A 24,765-nucleotide genomic window follows, 5' to 3' on the forward strand; every position below is an offset into this window, starting at 1 on the left:
AAAAATTCTTTACATGTTTAGATTGTACTCCTTTTTATTGCTTTTTGTTTTAGGTTATACTGTTAGTGCTCAAAATGATATTGTTATTAAAGGAACAGTCATTGACATTAATACGCAACTGCCATTGGAGCTTGCTACAGTTTATTTTTCTGCAGCTAAGGATTCAACTGTAATTGATTATGCAACGACAGATAAAAATGGTTTTTTTAGTATAAACACCAAGAAATATGATAAACCCGTTTTTTTGAAGATAAATTACATGGGGTATCAGCCTTACTATGAGGAGGAAAAAGGACTTTTGGCAAGTAAGGATTATGGTAAATTATATTTACTCGAAAATATAAATGCCTTAGACAATGTAATTATAAAAACAGAGGCTGCTCCCATAACAATGAAGAAAGATACGTTGGAGTTTAATGCTTCTTCATATAAAGTGCGTCCCGATTCAAATGTAGAAACGTTATTAAAACAATTGCCTGGTGTTGATGTAGATAATGATGGAAAGGTAACAGTAAACGGAAAACAAGTAACTCAGTTTTTGGTAAATGGAAAGCCCTTTTTTGATAAAGACGGTGCTATTGCTTTGAAAAATTTGCCAGCAGAGATTATAAAAAAAGTTCAGGTATCAGATTTTAAAACCAAAAAAGAAGAGCTGTCTAAGCAGGAATCTACATCGGATTATTCTAGTATTAATTTAACAATAGACGAGAAGAAAAATAAAGGTTTCTTTGGAAAAATTCTTGGAGGTTATGGTTCAGATGATCGGTATGAGAGCAGTTTAATCATGAATTTTTTTAATAACAAACAAAAAATAAGTGTTTTAGCATCTTCTAATAACATTAATTCTAGTGGATTTTCTATGGATGATGTGTTTGATAATATGGGAGGTGGTAGAAATAGCAAAGGATTAGGTTCAGGTTTTTCAGGAGGAGGGAAAGGAATCACGCAGTCGAGTTTGCTCGGATTTAATTATTCAGATGAATGGGCTAAAGATTTGGATGCTTCTGCGAGTTATAATTTTACAAATTCAGTAAATAAAAACGATAGTAAGTCAGATCAAACTAGTTTTTTGCCTACAGGAAACATTCTAACAAGTTCTGATTCGAATAGTAGAAATGAAAATACAGGGAACAACTTAAATCTTGAATTAGAGTACAAAATCAGTCCAAGTATTCAAATTTTTGTTTCGCCAAAGATTGGGCAATCTCGTTCCAATAATAATTCTGATTCTTCTAGTTTTTCAGAAGATGAGAATGGGGTATCTTTAAATGAGAGTAATTCAAAATCGTATTCAGAAAGTACAAATAATAGCTTTAGTAATATTATAAATTTCAATAAGAATTTTGAGAAGAAAAAACGCAATCTGAATTTTGTCTTTATGAATAATAATACAAGTAATGATTCGGATGCATTGAATGTTTCAGAAACTATTTTTTATCAAGATGGTAAACCTAATGATCAAAGAAATCAGAATACTAAAAAGAATACTGTTAATGATTCTTATTCGTTAGATTTTGAATATACAGAACCGATTACGGATTCTTTGCGAGTGCGATTTGGAACAGATTTAAATTTGGCAAGTACTGTAAACGATGAAAAAACATTTAATTTTGATGCAGATACACAATCGTATTCGGACTTAAATTCATCATTGACTAATTACATAACTTCAAGACAAAATACGTTTAGCCCTAAAGTTGGAATCACTTGGCAGAAGAGTAAATTTACTATAAACATGAATTCCAGAACAGCTATTGTTGATTATGACAATCATTCTTTATATCTGAATAATGCAACTGATTTGAATAGGAAATATGCTTTGCCTTATGGAGATTTCCAAATTAGATATAAGTTTAGTAAGTCTAAAAATTTGTCATTTAAGTTTGATCATTCAAATACACTTCCTACTTCAGGTCAGTTATTACCAGTCTTGAATTTGAGTAATCCATTGAATACTATAATAGGAAACCCTGATTTAAATCCTATAGAAAAGAATAGTGCGAACTTGAATTTTAGAAATTTTGATTTCCGTACACGTTCAGGGTATAGTTTGTTTGTTAGAGCAGATTATTATAAAAACGATGTTGTTTCGACTTCAGTTTACGATGATAGTGGAAAAAGAACAACTACCTATACAAATATTTCAGGTACCTACACTACCTCTGTAGGGGGAAATTGGAACCAATCGATTAAGAGAGATGCTCATGTTTTAAGATATGGTTTAGGATTAAATGGTAGTTATGCTTTTGATAAAGGATATACAAATGCTGTTTTATACAATGCAAAATCAACAGCAATTACACCAAAGGTATATTTGTCATACGATTATGGAGAGTTGCTTACTATTGCTCCATCGTATAATTTATCTTACAATGAAACAAAATATGAGAATTCTTCAAGAGACGCTACTTCTAATGTGATTCATAGCGTTAATTTACAGGCAACAACATATTGGCCTGAAAATTTGGTTTTTGGAAATGATTTTGGATACACTTATAATTCTAATATTTCTAGTGACTTCAGGAAAGACTTTTTCTTATGGAATACAAGTTTGTCTTATGGGCTTTTGGATAAAAAATTGTTTGTAAAAGTAAAAGTGTATGATCTTTTAAATCAAAATCAGAGTGCTACAAGAACGATTTCTTCTACCTCGATTCGAGATGAAGAAAATACCGTTTTAAAGCGTTATGTGATGTTTTCGCTATCATATAAAATCGGAAATTTTGCGTCTACCAAAAAAGGATCTAAGAGAAAAGAAAGAGGGGCTTAGAGGGGGAAAGAGGTACAAAGGTACAAAGGTACAGAGAGACAAAGGGACAAAGGGACAAAGGTTAAAAATTGGCATTAGCCAATTTTTAAACATCTCACATCTCACATCTCACATCTCACATCTCACATCTCACATCTCACATCTCACATCTCACATCTCACATCTCACATCTCACATCTCACATCTCACATCTCACATCTCACATCTCACATCTCACATCTTCCGATTGATTTTGTGGTAAACTGTAAATCGTAGAATATCTCGGTCGTAGAAATCGACTCCGCTAGCTCTTCTTTGAAAACTTTTTAAGTAGCCAAGTTCTAAACCAATATTTGGGGTGGGATGATACCGTAACGCAACGTAAATTCGGTTTTGGTCAAAGGTGTTTTTCTTGTTGTCTTTTCCGAAATTAAATAATATTTCATCCGAAATAGTTCCTTTAATACTTCGCTTGTCTTTTTCCCAAATCGTAAAAGTAGATTGCAAACGATATCTAAATCGGAAAGAAAAAGAGAAATCATCTAGTAATTCGGTTTTACTTGCTTTTTGGATAAAACGCTCTTCTAGCTGAAAGCGATTGTGGAAAGTGATTTTTGCAATGTCGCTTATAATTGTAATGTCTTGTTGTCCCCTATATTCTGGAACAGAAAAATGGGGATCATTATTAGGGTCTTGGGTATTGACATGAAAATAAGCAAATCCGCCACCTAAATCTATATTTTTATTTGCTCTGTATCTTCCTTGTGTTCTTAAAACCCATAGATTTTCATGAATAGGATTAAGAAAACTTCGGTTGTCGAATTCGGAATGAAGGGACCACTTTTCGGTTAGGGGCAATATATTGTAATATCTTATCCAAGTAAGGGATTGTTGGTCGATATTCTTTTTGGTTTGTCCTGTCAATAATTGACTTGTAAGCGCTAGAATAAAAAGTAATCTGCAGGATTTCATTTAGTTGGTATAAATTCAAGCTGCGAATATATACAAATGATACTGTTTTATAGAAATAAAAAATGATTTTTAAATTTGTTTTTGATCGGATTTTGTGATTATGGTGAGTGACGCAGACGATGCAGATTTGCTTAGGCGAAAACACAGTTTTTTTTATTGTTTTTAAAAATCTGTTTTTATTCGCGTTCTTTTATCGATAATCTAAGTTTTGTAAAATGCTGTAATTATGAAATGATTTGAATAAAAAAACTGGAGCAAGTTATTTTAAAACTTACCCCAGTTAATAGCTTTTAATTTATGTATAATTCTATAAAGAATATTTTAAAGTAACTCCATAGGTTCTTTGATCGCCTAATACACCAGCATATTGACCTGTGTTTCCTCCAGCAGGCAATAATTGCTCATAGTAGTCCTTGTTTAAGATATTGCGTCCCCAGAACTGAACAGACAAGCCTTCGGATGCACGGAAACCTAAACGAGCATTAAAAATTGCATAACCCGGAACAACTAAGTATTTAGAAGCTGAAGGGCTTGATGAGAATTCAGAACGAGCATAAGAATCAATCGCTAGGAAAATTTTACCTATGTTTCCAAAGAATTTTGCTTTATCAGAAAGTTCCCCTCCTAATGATCCTGCCCATTTTGATGCACCAGGTAAATCAGTTCCTGATACATCTTTAAATGCTACTGGAGCACCAGTTTCTTCTAACGGGAGTGGTGCATTTGTAAATTTGATATATTTTCCGTCAGTATAAGTAGCAGCACCATTTATAGTTAGATGGCTATTGATTATAAAGCTAGCATCTAATTCAGCACCTCTTACACGTACTTTATCTGCATTAGCAAGATAACCACGATTAACACCTAATTCGGCAGCTTGAACATTTGTTTGAAAATCTTTAATATCAGTATTGAAAAAGGCTAGGTTAAATATTGAATTTTTAAAAGGAGATGTTTTAATTCCTATTTCGTAATGGTTTACTTTTTCTGGTTTGATTACTGCAAGATCAAGCAAAGGTTGACCTTTTGAATCCGTTGGAAGTCCAGCCACATTTACACCAACAGGCTTATAGCTTTTTGCATAAGTAGCATAAGCATTGATTTTATCAGAAGCTTTATAAGTGATAGTTAAGTTTCCAGAAAAATCCGTGTTGTCAGTATCTGATGTAAAAGCTTGGTCGCTATAAACAGATTTTTTCAAAGCTAGCAATGCAGGATCAGTAGTTTGAAGACCTCCGTAAGTTGTACGAGAGTAATCAGCTTCTTTTTTATCGAAGTTATAACGTACACCAGGAAGTATATGTAAACGATCAGTAATAGCCCAGTCTAATTGCCCGAATACTGCAGCACTAGATGATCTAATTCTGGCATCAGTCTTTATTCCGTATCCTTCAAAAAGACCTGGAGTTTTCCATAATGGGCTAGTAGAACTTTGAGAAAATCTCCATTGTGCATTACCAGATTCTTCAGTACCATTTGTTTTTGATGTTTGATCAATAAAAAATACTCCTACAACACCACTTATTTTAGATGTAAGCTGTCCTGCATAACGAACCTCTTGTGTTATTTGTGTTTGTCTGGTAGGGTTTTGTGATTTAGCGAGTACTTGTAACCCTGTAAAATCTCTATCGTTTGATGGATCCCAATTCCAAAAACGCCATGCTGTAGTTGAGGTAAGGGTTCCGTTTCCGATTTTAGTATCAACATTAAGAGAGATACCTCCTAAATCTTGTCCAGAACGCCATGGAGTATCTTGGTCAATTTTACGGTCAAAAGCATTTAGAGTTGGAAGTTTGTAATTTAAATCAGCTGTAATTGCATCAAATTGGCGATAAGGAGCTCTTTGCGTTGGAGCAACACCAGCAACTACTTGAGCATATCCATCTGGACGCTGAGTAGTAATATCTGCAGCTAATATAATATTTGTATTTTCTGATGGAGTATAGAGTAATTGCCCTCTAATTCCTTGGTTATTTAGTGTGTTTGTAGCTCTACCAGTTACAATATTATCGATTAAACCATCGCGTTGTGTACCAGAGAATGATAAACGACCTGCTATTTTTTTACTTAGTGCTCCAGTAACCGATGCTTTGGCTTGCAAGAATGCGTAATTTCCATAGCTAACTTCAAAATCGGCACCAGATGTAAAACTAGGCTTACGAGTAGTAATGTTGAATGCTCCAGAAGTTGTGTTTTTACCAAATAAAGAGCCTTGTGGCCCACGCAATACCTCGATTTGCTCTACATCAATAAAATCAAGTGTTGTTGCCGCTGGACGTGCATAATATACACCATCAACATAAAAACCTACACCAGGATCGATTCCGTCATTGGTAAGTCCGAAAGGAGAACCTAGGCTTCGAATATTAATACCAGTATTTCTTGGATTTGATGAATACAGTTGTACCGATGGAACTAGTTCTTTTATACGATTAACGTTGAATGCACCAGTTTGCTCTGCTTGTTTACCTGTTATAACAGATACCGCAATCGGGACATCTTGTGCTCTTTCTATTCGACGTCTTGAGGAAACTACGACTTCTATAAGTGCGTTTTCTTCGTTTAAGGTTATTAGTAATGGGGTTGCTATTGGTAATTGGGTAATTTCTATTTCTGCAGTTTTGTAACCCACATATTGAACTAAGAGAGTTAATGGGAGTTTCCCTTTGGATTCTATGCTAAATTTTCCGCTTTGATCTGTAGTAGTATTAGAAGTAGTTCCTTTTATGATAATGTTAGCGGCTTCTAATGGAATGTTTTCGCTGTTTGTAACAACACCTTCAATATTTTGTGCAAATGTGATTGAGAAGGTTAAAACTAGTAGTACTGTAAATGTATTTTTTATAGAATTTTTCATTTTATATTAAGTATATGTAATTAGTAGAATTTAAATTAAATTTTTTTTACTAACACATACACATAATAAGGCTGTTATCGTTTTTTACAATAAATGTTGGGATGCTATTCTGCAACCGACTTGTTTTTAAAACAAGAATTCTTTTTACTGGTTTCATAGGGTTGGTTTTATTAGTGTGTTTATTTTTGGCAAATATATATAAATTCTACATAATTAATAGAGTTTAAAATATATTTTTTTATTTTTCCACTAATGAGGCTATGGTTATCCCTTGCATTGCTTGTAAAGTTTTGTCTCTAATAAGCATTAGACCGTGTCTTAAGTGACATTCTGACTCAGTTTTACAATCTGAACAAGGTTCGTAAAAGTTTAAAGATGCACAAGGCAAAAGCGCAATTGCACCATCAAAAAGACGATGAATTTCGGCTAGTGTGATATCATTTTTGGATTTTATAAGATAATAACCACCGTATTTTCCTTGTTTACTGCTCACAAAATGACCTCTTTTTAGATCAAGTAAAATTTGTTCTAAAAATTTTTTAGGAATATTTGCACCCTCAGCAATTTCTATAGTTTTAGAAATGTGATTCTCGTCTTGCTCAGCTAAATAGAGTAACGCTTTAAGGGCATATTTGGCTTTATGTGATAACATTATAAGTTTTAATTTTGCAATAAATTGTATTGATAATCGTGATAACCGTTGATGAACTACTTTCAGCAAATGCCTAGAAAGTTGTCATATTCTTAATTAATCGTCAAATATAAATTAAAAATACCAATTTTACCAACTTCCTCCTGAACCTCCGCCAGAAAATCCACCTCCGCCGAATCCGCCACCAAATCCGCCACCGCCGCCAGATGATCCACCGCCGAAGCCTCCAAAACCACCTCCGCCACTACGACCAAGATTGCTTAAGATGATAACATCAAGTAGGCTAGGGCCTCCACCACCATTATTTCCAGAGTTTCCACCGCCACCTTTGTTTCTTGACATAAGAAACAATACAAGGGCTACTATGAAAATAATTGGTAAAATTGGAAAATTTTGTCCTTGATTAGCTTGTTTTCGACTTCCTTTATATTTTCCTTTAAATACATCAAAAAGAGCATCAACACCTTTGTCAAGTCCTCTATAATAACTTCCAGCTTTAAATTCTGGGATAATAATATTTCGAGTTATTTCTCCACCAATACCTGCTGTTAATTTGTCTTCAAGACCATAACCTGGAGCTATCCATATTTTTCTTTCAGCTTTTGCTAATAAAATAAGAACTCCATTATCGTTTTTGGCAGTTCCTCCAATTCCCCATTGTTGCGCCCATTTCGGAGTTAGTATTCCGATATCTTCGCCTTTAAGGCTTTCTATGGTAATTACAACAATTTGAGTAGTGGTAGAATCCGAATAACGAATAAGTTTTTCCTCTAATTGTGTTTTCTCTGTAGGACTTAAAACATTTGCGTAATCGTAAACTGACGTCTGAAATTTTGGTTTCTCAGGAATTGTAAATTGAGCAAAACCAATTTGGGTAAAGAATAGACAAACAATTAATTTTAGGAGAATCGAGGTATTTAGTTTGGGTGTAATCATTATCCTTTTGAGATTTCGTTTGATAATTCGTTAGTATTGTCAGCAGACCAAGGGAAATATTTTTTCAATTGTTCACCTGCTACCAAGATACCATCAATAAGTCCTTGTTTGAAATTTTGTTGTTTGAATTGTGCTGACATTGCTTCTTTGGTAGAATTCCAAAAATCAGGATGTACAACATCGTTTATTCCTTTGTCTCCGCAAATGACAAATTGTTTGTCATCTACAGCAATGTATAATAAAACACCGTTTTGAAGTTGTGTTTCGTCCATTTTTAATTCATGAAAAACCTCTAAAGCCCTATCAAAATGGGCTTTAGAAGTTGATTTTTCTATATGAACTCTAATTTCGCCAGAAGTATTTTTTTCGGCCACGCGAATCGCTTCAACAATTGCTTCTTCCTCTTCTTTGGTTAAAAAATCTTCTACTTTTGACATTGAAATTATTTTTAAATGGATAGTAATAATTCTCAGTTTTAGAATTAATTTCTACAATCGAAAATCATTTATTAAAATTATAAATCTCTTTTAGAATTTTACTTCAACAGGTTTATCAGCTCCTGTAACAGCTTCAAAATATGGTTTTTCTTTGTAATCTAAGAACCATTTATTTGGAATAGTAAGGATGTATCCATTGTATTCCTGTACTGATTCATTGAAACGAGTTCTTGCAGTAAGAATTTGATTTTCTGTACTAGCCAATTCGTCTTGTAATTTCAAGAAATTTTGATTTGCTTTTAAATCAGGATATTTTTCTACAGATACCAATAATCTTGACAATGAAGATGAAACTCCACTTTGAGCCTGATTAAATTGAGCTAATTGTTCTGGAGTAACATTGCTTGGATCAATTGTAACAGCTGTTGCTTTTGCACGTGCTTCGATAACAGCAGTTAATGTTGATTTTTCAAAATCTGCAGCACCTTTTACTGTATTTACTAAATTTCCAATAAGGTCATTACGTCTTTGGTAAGCCGTTTGTACATTTCCCCATTCTTTATTAACGGCTTGATTGTATTTTAAACCAGTATTTTTAATTCCGATAGACCAAAAAGCTATAATAGCTATTAATGCAATAATAATTCCTACAGGGATTAACCATTTTTTCATATTTTTCTAATTTTAAGTTTAATAATTTATTGTTACAATTCGTTTTTAATCTCTATTAATTCTTTTTTTATCGTCTCTAATTTACGTATTATTTCGAATTTATCTAATGTTTTCTTTTGTCCTTCTTTTAGGTGGGTTTTGGCACCTTCTAGTGTAAAACCACGTTCTTTGACTAAGTGAAAGATTAGCTGTAAATTTTTCACATCCTCCGGAGTAAACATTCTGTTGCCTTTAGCATTTTTTTTAGGCTTAAGAATATCAAATTCTCCATCCCAAAACCGTATCAAAGAAGCATTCACATTAAATGCCTTGGCGATTTCGCCAATACTATAATATCGTTTATCAGGTTGTAATTCTATGTGCATTTTAGTCTAATGATTGATTTTCTTGATTTGCTAATTGTGAAATAGCAACATATTCTACCGCCGAAATATTTCCGTAATAAAAATTAAGCGGGTTAACTACTTTTCCATCTTTATGAACTTCGTAATGGCAATGTGGTCCTTCCGATCTTCCTGTGCTACCTACATAACCAATTACGTCGCCACGTTTCACTCTTTGTCCAGGTCGGCAGTTGTATTTGCTTAAGTGGGCATACAAAGTCTCGTAGCCAAAACCGTGCCTAATTACGACATGATTTCCAAAACCAGATGCATTATTGTCGGCTCTATCTATGACACCATCTCCAGTGGCATAAACAGGAGTTCCTACTTTAGCTGTAAAATCCATACCCTCATGCATTTTACGTACTTTAGTAAATGGATCTGTTCTATAACCAAAACCTGAAACCATACGTTTTAAATTTTCATTCTGCACTGGCTGAATGGCAGGGATTGCCGATAATAAATCTTCTTTGGCGCTCGCTAATTTTAAAATTTCATCCAATGATCTTGATTGTATTGCCAACTGTTTAGAAAGGACATCAATTCTTTTGGTGGTCTTAATTACCAATTGCGAATTATTATATCCTTCTAGAGCTTTATATCTTTCGATTCTCGAAAATCCTGCTTTTCGTATTGAATCTGGAATTTCTTTTTTGTTAAAATAAACCCTGTATAAATTATTGTCTCGTTCCTCAATACTCTCAACTACAGCATCAATCTGATCCATTTTTTTGTTTAAAATCGAATAATTCAATTTTAAATTTTCAATTTCTCGAGCTTGTAAACGGTCTTTTGGAGTTTCAAAGTAAGGAGTGTTCAACAAAATTACAAAAGCCAAAAAGCCAAATAACGTTGAAGCCACTAAAAACAATACAATAAAGCCAAATTTAGTCCTTTTTTTAGTTTTTATTTTTCGGTAGGCCAAATTTTCCGAATCGTAATAATATTTTACTTTCGCCATATTTTAAAATACCCTATTTTTGCACATTGTAAAAATGTTAGTGGAACAAATTTAATAAATGTTTCAGTTGTTCTGCCCTTTTTTCAATAATAAAAAAATAATTAGGTAATTAAATAACGAGGCAATTAGATGATTAATTGTAAAATTTTAAATCACCACATTTTCAAATAGGCACATTTTCAAATTAATATATGAAATCACAAGACGTACGTAAGCAATTTTTAGACTTTTTTCAGAGCAAAGGACACTTAATTGTTCCATCTGCACCAATTGTTCTTAAAGACGACCCAACCTTAATGTTTAATAATTCTGGGATGGCCCAGTTTAAAGAATATTTTTTAGGAAACGGAACACCAAAAAGTCCTAGAATAGCCGATACGCAAAAATGTCTTCGTGTTTCAGGAAAGCATAACGATCTTGAAGATGTAGGTTTTGATACGTACCACCATACAATGTTCGAAATGCTTGGGAACTGGTCTTTTGGAGATTATTTCAAGAAAGAAGCAATTAATTGGGCATGGGAGTTATTGACTGAAGTTTATAAAATACCAAAGGAAAATCTTTATGTTTCTGTTTTTGAAGGAAGCAAAGAAGATAATGTTCCTTTTGATCAAGAAGCTTGGGATATTTGGAAAACTCTAATTGCTGAAGACCGAATTATTCTTGGAAATAAAAAGGATAATTTTTGGGAAATGGGAGATCAAGGACCATGCGGACCTTGTTCAGAAATTCACGTTGATTTACGTTCTGCTGAAGAAAAAGAACAAGTATCAGGAAAGAGCTTAGTAAATAATGATCATCCACAAGTGGTAGAAATCTGGAATAACGTATTCATGGAATTCAACCGTAAAGCTGACGGATCTCTTGAAAAACTTCCTGCACAACACGTTGATACTGGAATGGGATTTGAGCGTCTATGTATGGCATTACAAGGTAAAACTTCTAATTACGATACAGATATTTTTACACCGCTTATAGAAAAAATAGAGCAAATTACAGGCTTTAAATATACTTCTGATGAAGTTAAACACATCAGTGAAGAACAAAATAAAACTAATATTGCGATTCGTGTAGTAGTAGATCACGTTCGTGCTGTTGCATTTGCAATTGCCGATGGACAATTACCATCAAACACAGGAGCAGGATATGTAATACGTAGAATATTACGTCGTGCTATTCGTTATGGTTTTACATTTTTGAATACCAAAGAGCCTTTTATCTATAAATTGGTAGAGACATTAAGTACACAAATGGGGAGTTCATTCCCAGAAATTAAATTGCAAAAAGAGCTTTGTTCAAATGTGATTCGTGAGGAAGAAAATTCTTTTTTACGTACACTTGACCAAGGACTAGTATTATTAGATAATATTATTGCAACTAATACAGATAAAGTTATTTCAGGTAAAAAAGCATTCGAATTATATGATACGTATGGTTTTCCAATCGATCTAACTGCTTTGATTCTTTCTGAAAAAGGCTTGAAGTTAGACGAAGCAGGTTTTGAATCAGAATTACAAAAACAAAAAGAGCGTTCTCGTGCAGCTTCAAAAGTAAAAGCAGGAGATTGGCAAATTTTGATTGATGATGAAGATGAAGAATTCATTGGATATGACCGTACTGAAGCGATGGTTAAAATCACTCGTTACCGTAAAGTTGAAAGTGCTAAGGATGGAGAAATCTATCAAATCGTATTTAATATGACTCCTTTTTATCCAGAAGGTGGGGGACAAGTAGGTGACAAAGGATATTTTGAAACTAGTAATGGAGATGTAATTTATATTCTTGATACTAAGAAAGAGAATAATGTAATTATTCATTTTGCTAAAGAAATTCCGAATAACCTTTCGGAGACTTTTAAAGCTTTTGTAGATGTAAGCACAAGAAAAAGTTCTGCTTCAAATCACTCAGCAACACACTTAATGCATCAAGCATTACGTACTATTTTAGGTACGCATGTGGAGCAAAAAGGATCATTAGTAAGTCCGAAGTACTTAAGATTTGACTTTTCACATTTCTCAAAAGTAACAGATGAGGAGTTGCAACAAGTTGAAGATTTTGTAAATGCAAGAATTCAAGAGCAATTGCCATTAATAGAAAGAAGAAACGTACCATTTGAACAAGCAGTTCAGGAAGGTGCAATGGCTTTGTTTGGTGAGAAATATGGAGATCATGTACGTGCTATCAAATTTGGTGATAGTATGGAATTGTGTGGAGGAATTCACGTTAACAATACTGCTGACATCTGGTATTTCAAGATTGTGAGTGAAGGTGCAGTAGCATCAGGAATCCGTCGTATCGAAGCAATAACTTCAGATGCTGTAAAAGAATATTTTGCAAGCCAAGCAGAAAAGTTAAAAGAAATCAATGCCGTTTTAAAAAATGCACAAGATCCTATAAAAGCAGTTGTTTCGTTACAAGATGAAAATGCTAAGTTAAAAAAGCAGTTGGAAGCTTTATTGAAAGATAAAGCAAAAAACATGAAAGGAGAATTGGCTAAGGAATTACAAGAAATAAACGGAGTACAGTTCTTAGCAAAACAAGTTGATTTATCTCCAGATGGGGCTAAAGATTTGGTTTATGAGCTAGGAAATCTAGGAACTAATTTGTTTTTGGTTTTGGCTACAGCCGAAGAAGGAAAACCAATGCTAACGTGTTATATCTCTAAAGAATTAGTGGCAGATAAAAAACTAAACGCTGGACAAGTTGTTCGTGAATTAGGAAAATATATCCAAGGTGGAGGAGGAGGGCAACCTTTCTTTGCAACTGCAGGAGGAAAAAATGCTGATGGAATTCCAGAAGCTTTAGCGAAAGCTATTGACTATGTGAAGTAATAAAATAAAATTCTGAGAGCTGAGGTTCTTGAAATTTTTGTATATCTCGCAAAGACACAGAGTTACAAAGTTATTTAAGCTTTGTATTTTGGGTGTCTTTGCGAGATTTTTTTTAGAATTATCTTATTTATGAATTTTACCGTACTGTAGTGAGTTTTTATTAGGTTATTTATTAATTTTTGGTTTACATTTATGGCTTATTAATAAAATATAACCTATTAAAAAATGAAGAAAAAATTACTTTGCTTATTTAGTGTATTATTGGTGTTCAGTTCTTGTTCTAGTGATGTAACCAGAGAAGATGATGATACTACAGTTGTAACTAATCCAACTGAAGGTCAGATATTTTTAAAGAAAACTGTTGAAAAAAAAGCAAATGGAACTACTGAAACAACTATCTATACTTATGATGGAAATAAAATAGTTAGTCAGGTATATAATAATACTAAAGAGGGTATTTATTATACATATTCAGGAGATTTAATTACTAAAATGGAATTTAAACTTGCAGATGGAAGTATAGAACAGATAAATACATATAAGTATGATGGAAATAAAAAACTAACTGAATTTCTAAGAACACAACCTGGACAAGAGGATTGGGACACTAAAGATACATATGTTTATAATGTAGATGGTACAGTATCAGTATTTGATGAAGATGGATTTAAGAATTCAACTATTACTTTTTTAAATGGAGAAGTAAGTGAAGTTGTTAGTACAAACTCACCAAATTTTAAGTATACATATGATACTAAAAATAATCCGTTTAAAAATGTTTTAGGTATGGATAAAATTGCTTTTGTAGATGGTGAAGGTAACGGAATTTTACATAATATTATTACTGAAATATCAAGTTATGGTACTGACAACATTACTACCACTACCACTTCAAAAATAACATATAATGTGGATGGTTACCCAACAAAATCTTTTGATAATTTTGAAGATGCAGGAACTACAACAGAATATTTTTACAAGTAGTTATAACAAAATATGACTTAAGCTTGTTCTTAGGATTATATAATAACAAAAGGCACATATAATTTTTAGAAACCCCTTTCATTTTAGTGAAAGGGGTTTCTGTTTTTAGAATAGAAAACTTAGCTACTAAGAACCTTAAGATCTTAGCAACTCATAGAAAAACTATTTTCGTTCACCGATTTGTTGACGCCACATAGCATAATATAAGCCTTTTTCGAGAACTAAATCATCGTGCTTACCTTGTTCAATGATTTTACCTTGTTCTAGTACAAAAATCTTATCGGCATGCATTACAGTAGATAATCGGTGAGCAATTAAAACTGTAATTCTATTTTTGTCGGATATATTTCGGATTGTAGTATTAATTTCTTCTTCGGTAATTGAGTCTAATGCTGAAGTAGCTTCGTCAAAAATCAATAAATTCGGATTTCTTAATATCGCACGAGCAATGGATAGGCGTTGTTTTTCTCCACCTGAAACTTTGATCCCACCTTCTCCAATTGTGGTATTTAAGCCATCTTCAGCACGTTGTAGCAATTTTTCGCAACTAGCTCTTTTCAAGGCATCATACAAATCTTCATCTGTTGCAGATGGCCTTACAAACAATAAATTTTCTCGAATTGTTCCAGAAAATAATTGTGCATCTTGAGTTACAAATCCTAATTGTTTTCTTAAATCTAATAAATCAATTTCAGTAGAATCGATATCATTATAAAGAACCTTACCTTGAGCAGGAGTGTATAATCCAACCAGTAATTTTACTAAAGTCGTTTTTCCTGAGCCTGATGGACCTACAAATGCTACTGTTTCTCCTTGTTTAATATCAAAATTAATGTTTTCTACAGCTTTGAATTTAGCCGTTTTATGCTGAAAGCTTACATTAGAAAAAAGTAATGAACGTATTGGACCTACATGTTTTGGATTTTTTGGGCGAAACTCTTTTGGAGCACTTAGTAAGGTTTTAAAATTCTCCATAGAGACTTTTGTTTCGTTAAGAGCAATGATAAAGTTTCCTAATTCTTGCAAAGGACCAAAAATAAAAAAGGTAAAGAATACCATAGTTAGTAAATCACCCACAATTATTTTTTGTCCAAACAAAAAATAATATAGAGTAAAAACTACACAGGTTCTTAAAAAGTGAACTGTAGTACCTTGTATAAAACTTAAACTTCTGATGAAACGGATTTTTTCTAATTCCAGTTGCAGAATTTTAAACGTATTCAAATTCAATCGTTTTTCTTCTTGATAGGTTAATCCAAGACTTTTTACAAGTTCAATATTTCTTAAACTTTCGGTTGTAGATCCAGCCAATGCATTGGTTTGATTTACAATTTTTCGAGATACAATTTTTATTTTCTTTCCTAAATACGAACTTACTAAAGCTATAATTGGTGCAGTAATTAAGAATATTATTGAGATTCGATAATCAATTCGAGCAACATAAATGATTACAAATATGAACCCGATGACAGTTTGGAAAATTAGAGAAATAGAAAGTGTAATTAATTTTTCAGAGTCAGAACGTACTTTGGTTAACTTGCTTAATGTTTCACCACTGCGTTGATCTTCAAATTCAGCAAAAGGTAAATCAAGTGATTTTTTAATACCATCAGTATACATTTGTGCACCCGTGCGCTGGATAACAACATTGGTGAAGTAATCCTGAAAGTTTTTGGTAATTCTGGAAATCATTGCAGCTCCAAGTGAAAGGCCTAGCCAGAAAGCTACAGATTTAATAAAGCCAATTTCATTTTCTTTGTATTTAGCTAATCCAACACCGCAATCTTGCATTAATTTACCAGTAATTACAGAGTCAGATAAACTAAAACAGATGTTTATTGAAGCCATAATTAAGGCTAAAAACAACAGCATTTTATGTTTAATTATATAAGAATATAATAATTTCATGTGTGAGTTTTAATTTATAGAAGATGCAAAAGTAGTGAATAGATTGATTTGGTAATTCTGATTACTGTTATTAAAAATGTATTTTTTTATAGAGAACTTTATTTGATATCAGCATTTTAGAAATATTATGAGATTAAAAAGTTGGAGTGTCGTTGATTTTCTATTTGGGACTATTATATTTGCTTTTTATTAACAATATTTAATTTATAAAATGAAAAAAATTTTATGCCTATTTAGTGCTTTGACTTTAGTTTTAACGTCTTGTTCAAATGATAAAGATGATAATTCAGTTGGTTCTGTTGAAGATTCAGTTGGGGATGTTAGTGTAGTTCTTCCTAAAATATTAAAATATACAGATATAGAAGATTCATCTGAAAATGCTACATACATATCTACATATGATGGGAATAAAATTTTGAGTACCAAAGATGAGGCAGGAAGAACAGATTATACGTATGATGGTAATTTTATTGTAAAAGAAATTAATTATGATACTGAGAGCATACCAGGCAAAGATGTAATAAGTGATGTGACAGTTTATTCTTATGTAAATGGTAAATTAGTAGAATCATCATTTACTGAGGCTTATTCGACAGATTTTCCTAATGGAAAATATAAAAGGAGAACAGTATTTACTCATAATACTGATGGTACAGTTAAAAGAGAGGTTTATAAGACAGATTATGCGACTGGAATAGAAGAAAAAAGTAATTATTTTGAAGTCCTTACTTATGCAAATGGTAATTTAGTTAAAAGTGTAGAAACAAATAGCGAAATGAATAGTGTTTTTACAGCTACATACGAATACGATGATAAAAATAATCCTTTAAAAAATATTTTAGGTTTTAGTTTATTAATAGATCATAGTGAAGGAGAAGGATCTATGAGTTCTGTTAATAATACTGTAAAATATACGGCTTCATATAGTGTTAACGCTGAGGCTAATGTTTATAAAAGAGAGCTTGTTTATGATGCGAATGGATATCCAGCGAAAATTACATCTTACAAAAACGATGGTACAACTGTGAATAGAATAGATGAATACACATATTAATTAGACTATTTTTTTTAATTATTATAAAACCAAATACTTCTGTATTTGGTTTTTTTGTTTGTAGAAAATGGTTGAAATTTGTTTAAAACTTCAAATCATGCGATTCAGAATCCAAATGCCTATCCTACAAGTTAGAAGGATTTTATTATTGAAATGGATTCTGCTTTATTAGGCAGTTAGTTTTGATTTCTTTTAATTTGCCCAAAAAAAGAAATTTATACATGAAAAAACTACTCTATTTATTTACTGCCTCATTATTTGTTTTAAGTTCGTGTTCATCTGATGATGATAATTCTGTAGATGTTGTAAATGGGATTCTGCCTAAAATATTAAAATACACAGATGTAGAAGATCCTTTGGAAAATGTAATATATCTGTCTACTTATGATGGAAATAAAATTTTGAGTACCAAACAAAATAGAGGAAGAACAGATTATACTTATGATGGAAATTTTATTGTAAAAAAAATTAATTATGGTACTGTGGGCATATTTGGTAAAGAAGTAATAAGTGATGTAACTGTTTATTCTTACTTAAACGGTAAATTAGTTGAAACATCTTACGTTGGTGCATACTCGACTGATTTTCCAGATGGAAAATATAAAACGAGAACAGTATTTACTCATAATACTGATGGTACAGTTAAAAGAGAGATTTATACGAAAAATTATGGAATTGAAATAGAATATAAAAGTAATTATATTGAAATTCTTACTTTTGCAAATGGTAACTTGGTTAAAACAGTAGAAACAAATAGTGAAATAAATAGTGTTTTTACATCTACATATGAATACGATAATAAAAACAACCCTTTAAAAAATATTTTAGGTTTTAGTTTATTAATAAATCATAGTGAAGGTGAAGGATCTATGAGCTCTGTTAATAACATTGTAAATTATACATCTTCTTATGATAGTAACATCGAGCCGAATGTTTACAAAAGAGAGTATGTTTATGATGCGAATGGATATCCATCGAAGATTACATCTTACAAAAAAAATAGTACAACTGCGAATAGAATAAATGAATACACATACTAATTAGATTATTTTAAAATCATTTAAAAAACCAAATACTTCTGTATTTGGTTTTTTGTTTGTGGAAAATGGTTGAAATTTGTTTAAAACTTTAAATCATGCAATTCAGAACTCAGATGCCTATTTCGCAAAGTAATACTCCACTTGATTATAATTCTAAAGTGTTGTCTTTAGGTTCTTGTTTTGCGGTGAATATGGCAGAGAAATTGGATTATTTTAAGTTCTATAATAATTGCAATCCGTTAGGGATTTTATTTCATCCACTAGCTATTGAAAAATTGATAGACTTTGCAGTTTTGCAAAAGACATTTACAGAAAATGATGTGTTTTTTCATAACGAACGTTGGCATTCGTTTGATGTGCATTCTGATTTAAGTAATGTGGATAAAGAAGATTTGATTCGTAATCTCAATCAGATTATAAAAAGGACACATCAAGAATTGACTGAAGCAACACATATTATTATAACATATGGAACTTCATGGGTATATCGTGCCAACGAGAGTAATGCAATAGTTGCCAATTGCCATAAAGTACCACAAAAGCAATTCACAAAAGAGCTTTTATCAGTTGAGACAATCAAAGAAAGTATTAAGAAAACAGTAGATTTAATTGCTTCAATAAATCCAGAAGCAAAAACCATTTTCACAGTATCTCCTGTTCGTCATATAAAAGATGGTTTTATCGAAAATCAATGGAGTAAATCCAATTTAATTTCTTCGTTACACGATACTCTGAATACTGAAAACTATAAACAGCAAACTGCATATTTTCCTTCGTATGAAATCATGATGGATGAACTTCGTGATTATCGATTTTATGCTGAAGATATGCTACATCCAAACCAAATTGCTATTGATTATATCTGGGAACGATTTAGTGAGAACTATATTTCTAAAGAAGGCATTGCCGTAAAGCAAGAGATTTACGAAATACAAAAAGGGTTATCGCATCGAAGTTTCAATCCAGACTCCGAACAACATCGTGCTTTTTTATCAAAACTGAATAAGAGAATAAAAAGTATAGAAGAAAATTGGCCGCATATCAAGTTTTAAAGGCGTTCTTTGTTTAAATCTTAAGCAAGAATATACTTATAATAAGGTTTAATTCTAGAATAAGTTTGAATAATTATGTAAAGTATTGAAGTATATTTTTTACAATTTTGTAAATTGTATATAGTTAGTTAAATTAGTAACTGCATATCAATAATCTAAACCAGTTTTATTAGCCTTATTTTCTTTGTATGAATAAAAAACGAATTTTTTTTCTCAAAAAAATACTTCGTGTACTACTTTGGTGCATCACTATAATAGTGACATTATTGTTGTTGATCATAATTTTAATTCAAGTTCCAGCGGTACAAAATTTTGCCAAAGACAAAGCAATTACTTTTTTACAAAAAAAAATAAAAACCAAAGTTTCTCTAGATAGAATAGCGATTAATTTCCCGAAAGAAATCGTATTAGAAGGGTTTTATTTTGAAGATCAAAACAAAGATATTTTATTAAGAGGGAAGCGATTAGAAGTTGATATTGATTTGTTTAAATTAATAGATAGTGAGGTAGAGATAAATTCTATTTCTCTTGAGAATACGACTGCAAATATTTCAAGAAATAAAGACGGAGTTTTTAATTTTGATTATATAATTGCCGCTTTTGCGTCCAAAGAGCCAGAGCCAGTAGATCCCAATAGCAAACCATTTAAAATATCAGTTGTGAAAATCAACTTGAATAAAATCAATTTTAATTTTAAAGATGATTTATCTAAAAATGATATTCGAGTTAAACTGACCGATTTTCAAACCGAATTTAAAAAATTCAATTTAGATAAAATGGATTTCGATATTCCGAATATTGATTTAAATGGATTGAAATTAGTTTTAAATCAGGATTTGGTTGAGAAAATAGCTGAAGTATCTGTAAATACAGTAGATACAATTTCTAAAAGATCAGACTTTAATTTGAAATTACGCAAGATCAATCTGTCTAAAATTGATATTTCATATGACAATAAAGATTCAAAACTGGCTTCAGGGGTAACTCTAGATAACATGCAGTTGTTGGTTAATGAGTTAGGCTTAAATCACCAAATGTTAGATTTTGATACTTTCGAATTAAAAAATCTAAAAGGGAATTTACAGTTAGGGATAAAAGAAAAGCAAATTAAGACTCCAAATCTAGATTCTACAGCAATTCCTCAAGCGGGATGGAAATTAAAACTTAAAACTGCAGACATACAAAATGTAGCATTTAAATACGATGACATGCAATCGAAACCTACTAAGAGAGGGATTGATTATGGACATATTGATTTGGATAGTTTTAATTTGAAAGCCGAAAAGCTATATTATGCTAATGATACTATTTCGGGGAGTATAAAATCATTTGCAGTAAATGAAAAGAGCGGACTTAAGATTCAGACACTGAAAGCAGATTTTTTCTATGGACCTAAAAATGCTTATTTAAGCAATCTGTATTTAAAAACGCCACAAACGGTATTGCAAAAAGAGATAAAAGTTGGTTATCCTTCAATTGCATCGGTTACTAAGAATATCGATAATCTTATATTGAATGCTAATTTCAATCAAACAAAAGTTGGATTTAAAGATATATTGCTTTTTGTTCCAGATTTACAAAATACCAATCCGTTTAAGAGTAATCCCAATGCAGTTTTGTCTATTAATGCACGATTGAATGGGAAGATAAAAGATTTAACCATTCCGATGTTTGAAATGAGCGGAATTGGAACTACAAAAGTTTCGGTTTCAGGAAAAATTACAGGATTGCCAGATGCACAAAAAGCCTATTATGATTTGGATATAAAAAACTTTGTGAGCTCATCTAAAGATGTGATTTCGTTTGTACCAGCAGGGACAATTCCTAAGAATATTCAATTGCCTTCTCAATTTAATTTAAAAGGAAAATTTAAAGGTTCAGTCAATAATTTTAAAACTAATTTGGCTTTAAATAGTAGTTTCGGAAATGCCAAAGTCGATGCCTTGTTCGATCAGCGTATTAAGAAATCAGAGAAATATGATGCTACGATTTCCTTATTAGAATTTGATTTAGGCAGACTGATAAAAAATGATTCATTAGGAAAAATTACGCTTAAAGCAAAAGTAAAAGGAAAGGGACTGGATCCTCAAACGGCACAGGCACATTTAGACGGTATCGTTCAAAAAGCAGTATTTAATAAATATACATACAGAGATTTAACTTTAAATGGAGAAATTGCCAAAGGAGCATTTGCAGTTAAATCGGGTATAAAAGACCCTAATTTGAACTTTGGTTTAGTTGCCAATGGAAGGTTTGATGATAAATACCCAGCTGTAAAATTAAAATTAAACCTTGATATTGCAGATCTTGAAAAGTTAAATCTTCATGCAGGCCCGATGAAACTTCGAGGTAATATTGATGCAGATATAACTAATAGTAATCCTGATTTTTTAAACGGAAAGGTTTTCTTGTCTAATATTCAGCTTTTAAAAGATGCACAACCAATCGTGTTGGATTCAATTAAAATTTTGGCTTATGCTGATAAAGAAAAAAACAATATCAAGATACAATCACAGTTTCTTAAAGCCGAAGTTGATGGAAAGTATAAGTTAACAACATTATCGGCTGGATTAAAAAAATCACTATCTAAATACATGGATTTGCAAGTCCCTAAAACAAAAGGGGATTCTGATGAACAACAAGTAACGTTTAATTTATCAGTAGATAGTGATCCTTTGTTATTTCAACTTATTCCAAAGCTTAAAGGTTTAGAGCCTATTGCGATTACAGGAAAATATAATAATGTGGTAGATTCTTTGGAAATAAAAGGAACTATTCCAAAGATTATGTATGATGGAAACACAATCTCTAATGGTAAAATAAATATAGAAGCAAAGGACAAAGCATTAGAATATCAAGTTTCTGTAGCTCCAGTAGAGAGTGGAGAATTTAAAATTCCTTTTGTTGGTTTATCAGGTAAAATTGAGAACAATATTCTATCGTATGCTTTACAAGTAAAAGATAAACAAGATAAAGAACAGTATTTTATCAAAGGCGAATTACTTCATGAGAATGCTAAGAATACTGTGAAATTTGATTCAGATAGCTTTGTGCTTAATTATGATAAATGGAATATAAATCCTGAAAATTCTATTGAATTTGGAGGGCAAAGACTTTATATTGATAAGCTCTATTTGGAAAATTCGGGTAATGAATTAAAAATTCAATCACAAAACGAAGGGAAGAGTGCACCATTGCAAATAGATTTTGTCAATTTTAAAATTGAGACCATTTTAAATATGGTTACAAAAGACAAATTGCTAGCGCAAGGATTGATAAATGGGTCGGCTTTGGTTGAAAATGTTATGACAAAACCAACTTTTACTTCAGATCTAAAAATAGATGATTTTAGTTTTAAAGGAGAACCAGTAGGAGATATTGATATAAAAGTAAATAATAAAACAGATAATTTATTAGCTGCTAATATTACACTAAGTGACCAAGGAAATGATGTAAGCCTTACTGGGAATTACAAAATTGATGATAGTACTTTTGATTTAGATATAGACATCAACCATTTAAACATAAAAAGTATTCAAGGCTTTAGCATGGGGAATGTTACAGATGGGGCAGGCTATTTGTCTGGAAAGTTTAAAATCACAGGTAGTGCTGATGTGCCTAAAGTAGAAGGAGAATTAGATTTTAACGATGCTGCTTTTAGGGTAACCAAATTTAATTCTATTTATAAAATTGCCAATGAAAAAATCAAAATAGAAAACGAAGCGATTGTCTTTGATAATTTCTCTGTTTATGATGAGAATAAGAATGAGCTATTTGTAAATGGAAAAATCAATTCCAAAGATTTTAGAAATTACGATTTTGCTTTAACAGTAAAGGCAGATCAGTTTAGAGCGATTCATTCTACCGAAGCAGATAATGACTTGTTTTATGGAGACTTGTCATTGGATGCAAATCTAAGTATAAAAGGAACATTGGATAATCCAGTGGTAGGAGGAAATGTGAAAATTAATGAGGATACAAAGTTTACAGTTGTTATGCCTCAATCTGATCCATCTATTGCTGATAGAGAAGGAATTGTAGAGTTTGTAAATGAAGATAATTTATTATTGAAACAAACGGCAGCAATGGAAAGTAAACTTAATCAATCTCAATTGCTTGGCATGGATGTAAGTGTTGCCATATCGATAGATAAAAAGGCTGAACTTACTTTGGTAATCGATAAAGGCAATGGGGATTACTTGAAATTGTTAGGAGAAGCTGATCTTATTGGCGGAATTGATCCTTCGGGTAAAACTACGCTTACGGGTAAATATGAGTTTAGTGAAGGCGCTTATGAGATGAGTTTTAATATGATAAGGAGAAAATTTGATATTCAAAAAGGCAGCTATATTATATGGAATGGAGAGCCTACAATGGCAAATTTAAATTTAACAGCAATATATAAAGTAAATACTGCTCCGATTGATTTATTAGGGAATCAGCTAGGAACTTTGTCGGCGGCGGTTAAAAACACATACAAACAAAAAATTCCGTTTCAGACTTTATTAAAGATGAACGGAGAACTTATGAAACCAGAAATTTCGTTTGATATTGTTCTTCCAGATGGTAACTACGATGTCTCATCGGATATTATAACAACTTCTCAAGCAAAATTACAGCGTTTAAGACAAGATCCTGCTGAATTAAACAAACAGGTTTTTGCACTTTTACTTCTAAACCGATTTGTTGGTGAAAATCCTTTTGCAAGCGAAAGTGGTGGCACAAGTGCCGAATCTATGGCTAGACAAAGTGTGAGTAAAATACTTTCGGATCAATTAAATAATCTAGCTGGGGAGTTGATAAGTGGAGTCGAATTGGAATTTGATTTAGAATCTAAAGAGGATTACTCTTCGGGATCTAAACAAAATAGAACGGATTTAAATGTTGGTATTTCTAAAAAACTATTAGATGACAGATTAAAAGTAACCATCGGAAGCAGTTTTGCATTAGAAGGACAAGAACGAGAGAATGAGCAGGATGCAAATATTGCAGGAGATGTTGCTATAGATTATCAACTTACAAAAGATGGAAGATATATGCTTAGAGCGTATAGAAAAAATCAATATCAAGTAGCAGTAGAGGGACAGGTTATTGAAACCGGAGTGGCATTTATTATTACGATGAATTATAATAAGTTTAGAGAATTATTTCATCGAAGCAAAGAAGAAAAGGAACTAATTAGAAAAGAAAAATTACGCAAAGAAAAAGAAAGCCAGAAAGAGAAGGAAGAGAAAAAGAAAGAAGAATTAGATAATGAATATGAGCAAAAAACGTAGC

General features: G+C 31.9%; 16 protein-coding genes. 7 read left to right on the top strand and 9 right to left on the bottom strand.

Going from position 1 to position 24,765, the window contains the following annotated elements; translation table 11 throughout:
• Positions 1–13: 13 nt before the first annotated feature.
• The gene (locus LNQ49_RS17095) at positions 14–2,770 is read left to right on the top strand and encodes an outer membrane beta-barrel protein (RefSeq protein ID WP_229990232.1); all 2,757 of its coding nucleotides are present in this window, start codon (positions 14–16) and stop codon (positions 2,768–2,770) included.
• A 213-nt stretch (positions 2,771–2,983) separates the two neighbouring features.
• On the opposite strand, the gene LNQ49_RS17100 is transcribed toward LNQ49_RS17095, so the two are convergent.
• The 8 genes from LNQ49_RS17100 to LNQ49_RS17135 form a co-directional block, all read right to left on the bottom strand.
• Positions 2,984–3,721: a DUF2490 domain-containing protein gene (locus LNQ49_RS17100; protein WP_229990233.1), complete on the bottom strand. Its 738-nt coding sequence runs from the start codon at positions 3,719–3,721 to the stop codon at positions 2,984–2,986.
• Positions 3,722–4,028: 307 nt separating this feature from the next.
• Positions 4,029–6,578, bottom strand: coding sequence for a TonB-dependent receptor (locus LNQ49_RS17105; protein ID WP_229990234.1), 2,550 nt, complete (start codon positions 6,576–6,578; stop codon positions 4,029–4,031).
• A 238-nt stretch (positions 6,579–6,816) separates the two neighbouring features.
• Positions 6,817–7,230, bottom strand: coding sequence for an RrF2 family transcriptional regulator (locus LNQ49_RS17110; protein WP_035619335.1), 414 nt, complete (start codon positions 7,228–7,230; stop codon positions 6,817–6,819).
• Positions 7,231–7,359: 129 nt separating this feature from the next.
• Positions 7,360–8,166: a TPM domain-containing protein gene (locus tag LNQ49_RS17115; protein WP_229990235.1), complete on the bottom strand. Its 807-nt coding sequence runs from the start codon at positions 8,164–8,166 to the stop codon at positions 7,360–7,362.
• A complete protein-coding gene (locus LNQ49_RS17120; protein WP_229990236.1) occupies positions 8,166–8,603 on the bottom strand; it encodes a TPM domain-containing protein in 438 nt (145 codons plus the stop codon). Before LNQ49_RS17120 ends, LNQ49_RS17115 begins: the two co-directional genes overlap by 1 nt.
• Before the next feature lie 90 nt (positions 8,604–8,693).
• Positions 8,694–9,275, bottom strand: a complete 582-nt coding sequence (locus LNQ49_RS17125; RefSeq protein ID WP_229990237.1) for a LemA family protein — start codon at positions 9,273–9,275, stop codon at positions 8,694–8,696.
• 32 nt (positions 9,276–9,307) lie between these two features.
• Positions 9,308–9,640: a MerR family transcriptional regulator gene (locus LNQ49_RS17130; RefSeq protein WP_229990238.1), complete on the bottom strand. Its 333-nt coding sequence runs from the start codon at positions 9,638–9,640 to the stop codon at positions 9,308–9,310.
• 1 nt (position 9,641) lies between these two features.
• A complete protein-coding gene (locus tag LNQ49_RS17135) occupies positions 9,642–10,619 on the bottom strand; it encodes a M23 family metallopeptidase (RefSeq protein WP_229990239.1) in 978 nt (325 codons plus the stop codon).
• Between the two features lie 191 nt (positions 10,620–10,810).
• On the opposite strand from LNQ49_RS17135, the gene alaS reads away from it, so the two are divergent.
• The gene (gene alaS / locus LNQ49_RS17140) at positions 10,811–13,450 is read left to right on the top strand and encodes an alanine--tRNA ligase (protein WP_229990240.1); all 2,640 of its coding nucleotides are present in this window, start codon (positions 10,811–10,813) and stop codon (positions 13,448–13,450) included.
• A 225-nt stretch (positions 13,451–13,675) separates the two neighbouring features.
• A complete protein-coding gene (locus LNQ49_RS17145; protein ID WP_229990241.1) occupies positions 13,676–14,434 on the top strand; it encodes a hypothetical protein in 759 nt (252 codons plus the stop codon).
• A 162-nt stretch (positions 14,435–14,596) separates the two neighbouring features.
• On the opposite strand, the gene LNQ49_RS17150 is transcribed toward LNQ49_RS17145, so the two are convergent.
• On the bottom strand, positions 14,597–16,342 hold the full coding sequence (locus LNQ49_RS17150) for an ABC transporter ATP-binding protein (protein ID WP_229990242.1): 1,746 nt from the start codon (positions 16,340–16,342) through the stop codon (positions 14,597–14,599).
• A 211-nt stretch (positions 16,343–16,553) separates the two neighbouring features.
• Between LNQ49_RS17150 and LNQ49_RS17155 the strand changes: the two genes are divergently transcribed.
• The 4 genes from LNQ49_RS17155 to LNQ49_RS17170 all read left to right on the top strand — a co-directional run bounded on the left by LNQ49_RS17155 (position 16,554) and on the right by LNQ49_RS17170 (position 24,764).
• Entirely contained in the window at positions 16,554–17,396 is an 843-nt protein-coding gene (locus tag LNQ49_RS17155) for a hypothetical protein (protein ID WP_229990243.1), read from the top strand.
• Between the two features lie 221 nt (positions 17,397–17,617).
• The gene (locus LNQ49_RS17160; RefSeq protein ID WP_229990244.1) at positions 17,618–18,436 is read left to right on the top strand and encodes a hypothetical protein; all 819 of its coding nucleotides are present in this window, start codon (positions 17,618–17,620) and stop codon (positions 18,434–18,436) included.
• A gap of 95 nt (positions 18,437–18,531) precedes the next feature.
• A complete protein-coding gene (locus tag LNQ49_RS17165) occupies positions 18,532–19,488 on the top strand; it encodes a GSCFA domain-containing protein (RefSeq protein WP_229990245.1) in 957 nt (318 codons plus the stop codon).
• Between the two features lie 188 nt (positions 19,489–19,676).
• Positions 19,677–24,764 (top strand): translocation/assembly module TamB domain-containing protein, encoded by a 5,088-nt coding sequence (locus tag LNQ49_RS17170; protein ID WP_229990246.1) that lies wholly within the window; start codon positions 19,677–19,679, stop codon positions 24,762–24,764.
• The last annotated feature ends 1 nt before the right edge of the window (position 24,765 follow it).

This window comes from Flavobacterium pisciphilum (assembly GCF_020905345.1).
Classification (GTDB): Bacteria; Bacteroidota; Bacteroidia; order Flavobacteriales; family Flavobacteriaceae; genus Flavobacterium; species Flavobacterium pisciphilum.

What these genes read in the sequence shown, in the direction of transcription:
- LNQ49_RS17095 (WP_229990232.1), top strand. Translation starts at nt 14, where the DNA reads ATGTTTAGATTGTACTCCTTTTTATTGCTTTTTGTTTTAGGTTATACT.
- LNQ49_RS17100 (WP_229990233.1), bottom strand. Translation starts at nt 3,721, where the DNA reads ATGAAATCCTGCAGATTACTTTTTATTCTAGCGCTTACAAGTCAATTA.
- LNQ49_RS17105 (WP_229990234.1), bottom strand. Translation starts at nt 6,578, where the DNA reads ATGAAAAATTCTATAAAAAATACATTTACAGTACTACTAGTTTTAACC.
- LNQ49_RS17110 (WP_035619335.1), bottom strand. Translation starts at nt 7,230, where the DNA reads ATGTTATCACATAAAGCCAAATATGCCCTTAAAGCGTTACTCTATTTA.
- LNQ49_RS17115 (WP_229990235.1), bottom strand. Translation starts at nt 8,166, where the DNA reads ATGATTACACCCAAACTAAATACCTCGATTCTCCTAAAATTAATTGTT.
- LNQ49_RS17120 (WP_229990236.1), bottom strand. Translation starts at nt 8,603, where the DNA reads ATGTCAAAAGTAGAAGATTTTTTAACCAAAGAAGAGGAAGAAGCAATT.
- LNQ49_RS17125 (WP_229990237.1), bottom strand. Translation starts at nt 9,275, where the DNA reads ATGAAAAAATGGTTAATCCCTGTAGGAATTATTATTGCATTAATAGCT.
- LNQ49_RS17130 (WP_229990238.1), bottom strand. Translation starts at nt 9,640, where the DNA reads ATGCACATAGAATTACAACCTGATAAACGATATTATAGTATTGGCGAA.
- LNQ49_RS17135 (WP_229990239.1), bottom strand. Translation starts at nt 10,619, where the DNA reads ATGGCGAAAGTAAAATATTATTACGATTCGGAAAATTTGGCCTACCGA.
- alaS (WP_229990240.1), top strand. Translation starts at nt 10,811, where the DNA reads ATGAAATCACAAGACGTACGTAAGCAATTTTTAGACTTTTTTCAGAGC.
- LNQ49_RS17145 (WP_229990241.1), top strand. Translation starts at nt 13,676, where the DNA reads ATGAAGAAAAAATTACTTTGCTTATTTAGTGTATTATTGGTGTTCAGT.
- LNQ49_RS17150 (WP_229990242.1), bottom strand. Translation starts at nt 16,342, where the DNA reads ATGAAATTATTATATTCTTATATAATTAAACATAAAATGCTGTTGTTT.
- LNQ49_RS17155 (WP_229990243.1), top strand. Translation starts at nt 16,554, where the DNA reads ATGAAAAAAATTTTATGCCTATTTAGTGCTTTGACTTTAGTTTTAACG.
- LNQ49_RS17160 (WP_229990244.1), top strand. Translation starts at nt 17,618, where the DNA reads ATGAAAAAACTACTCTATTTATTTACTGCCTCATTATTTGTTTTAAGT.
- LNQ49_RS17165 (WP_229990245.1), top strand. Translation starts at nt 18,532, where the DNA reads ATGCAATTCAGAACTCAGATGCCTATTTCGCAAAGTAATACTCCACTT.
- LNQ49_RS17170 (WP_229990246.1), top strand. Translation starts at nt 19,677, where the DNA reads ATGAATAAAAAACGAATTTTTTTTCTCAAAAAAATACTTCGTGTACTA.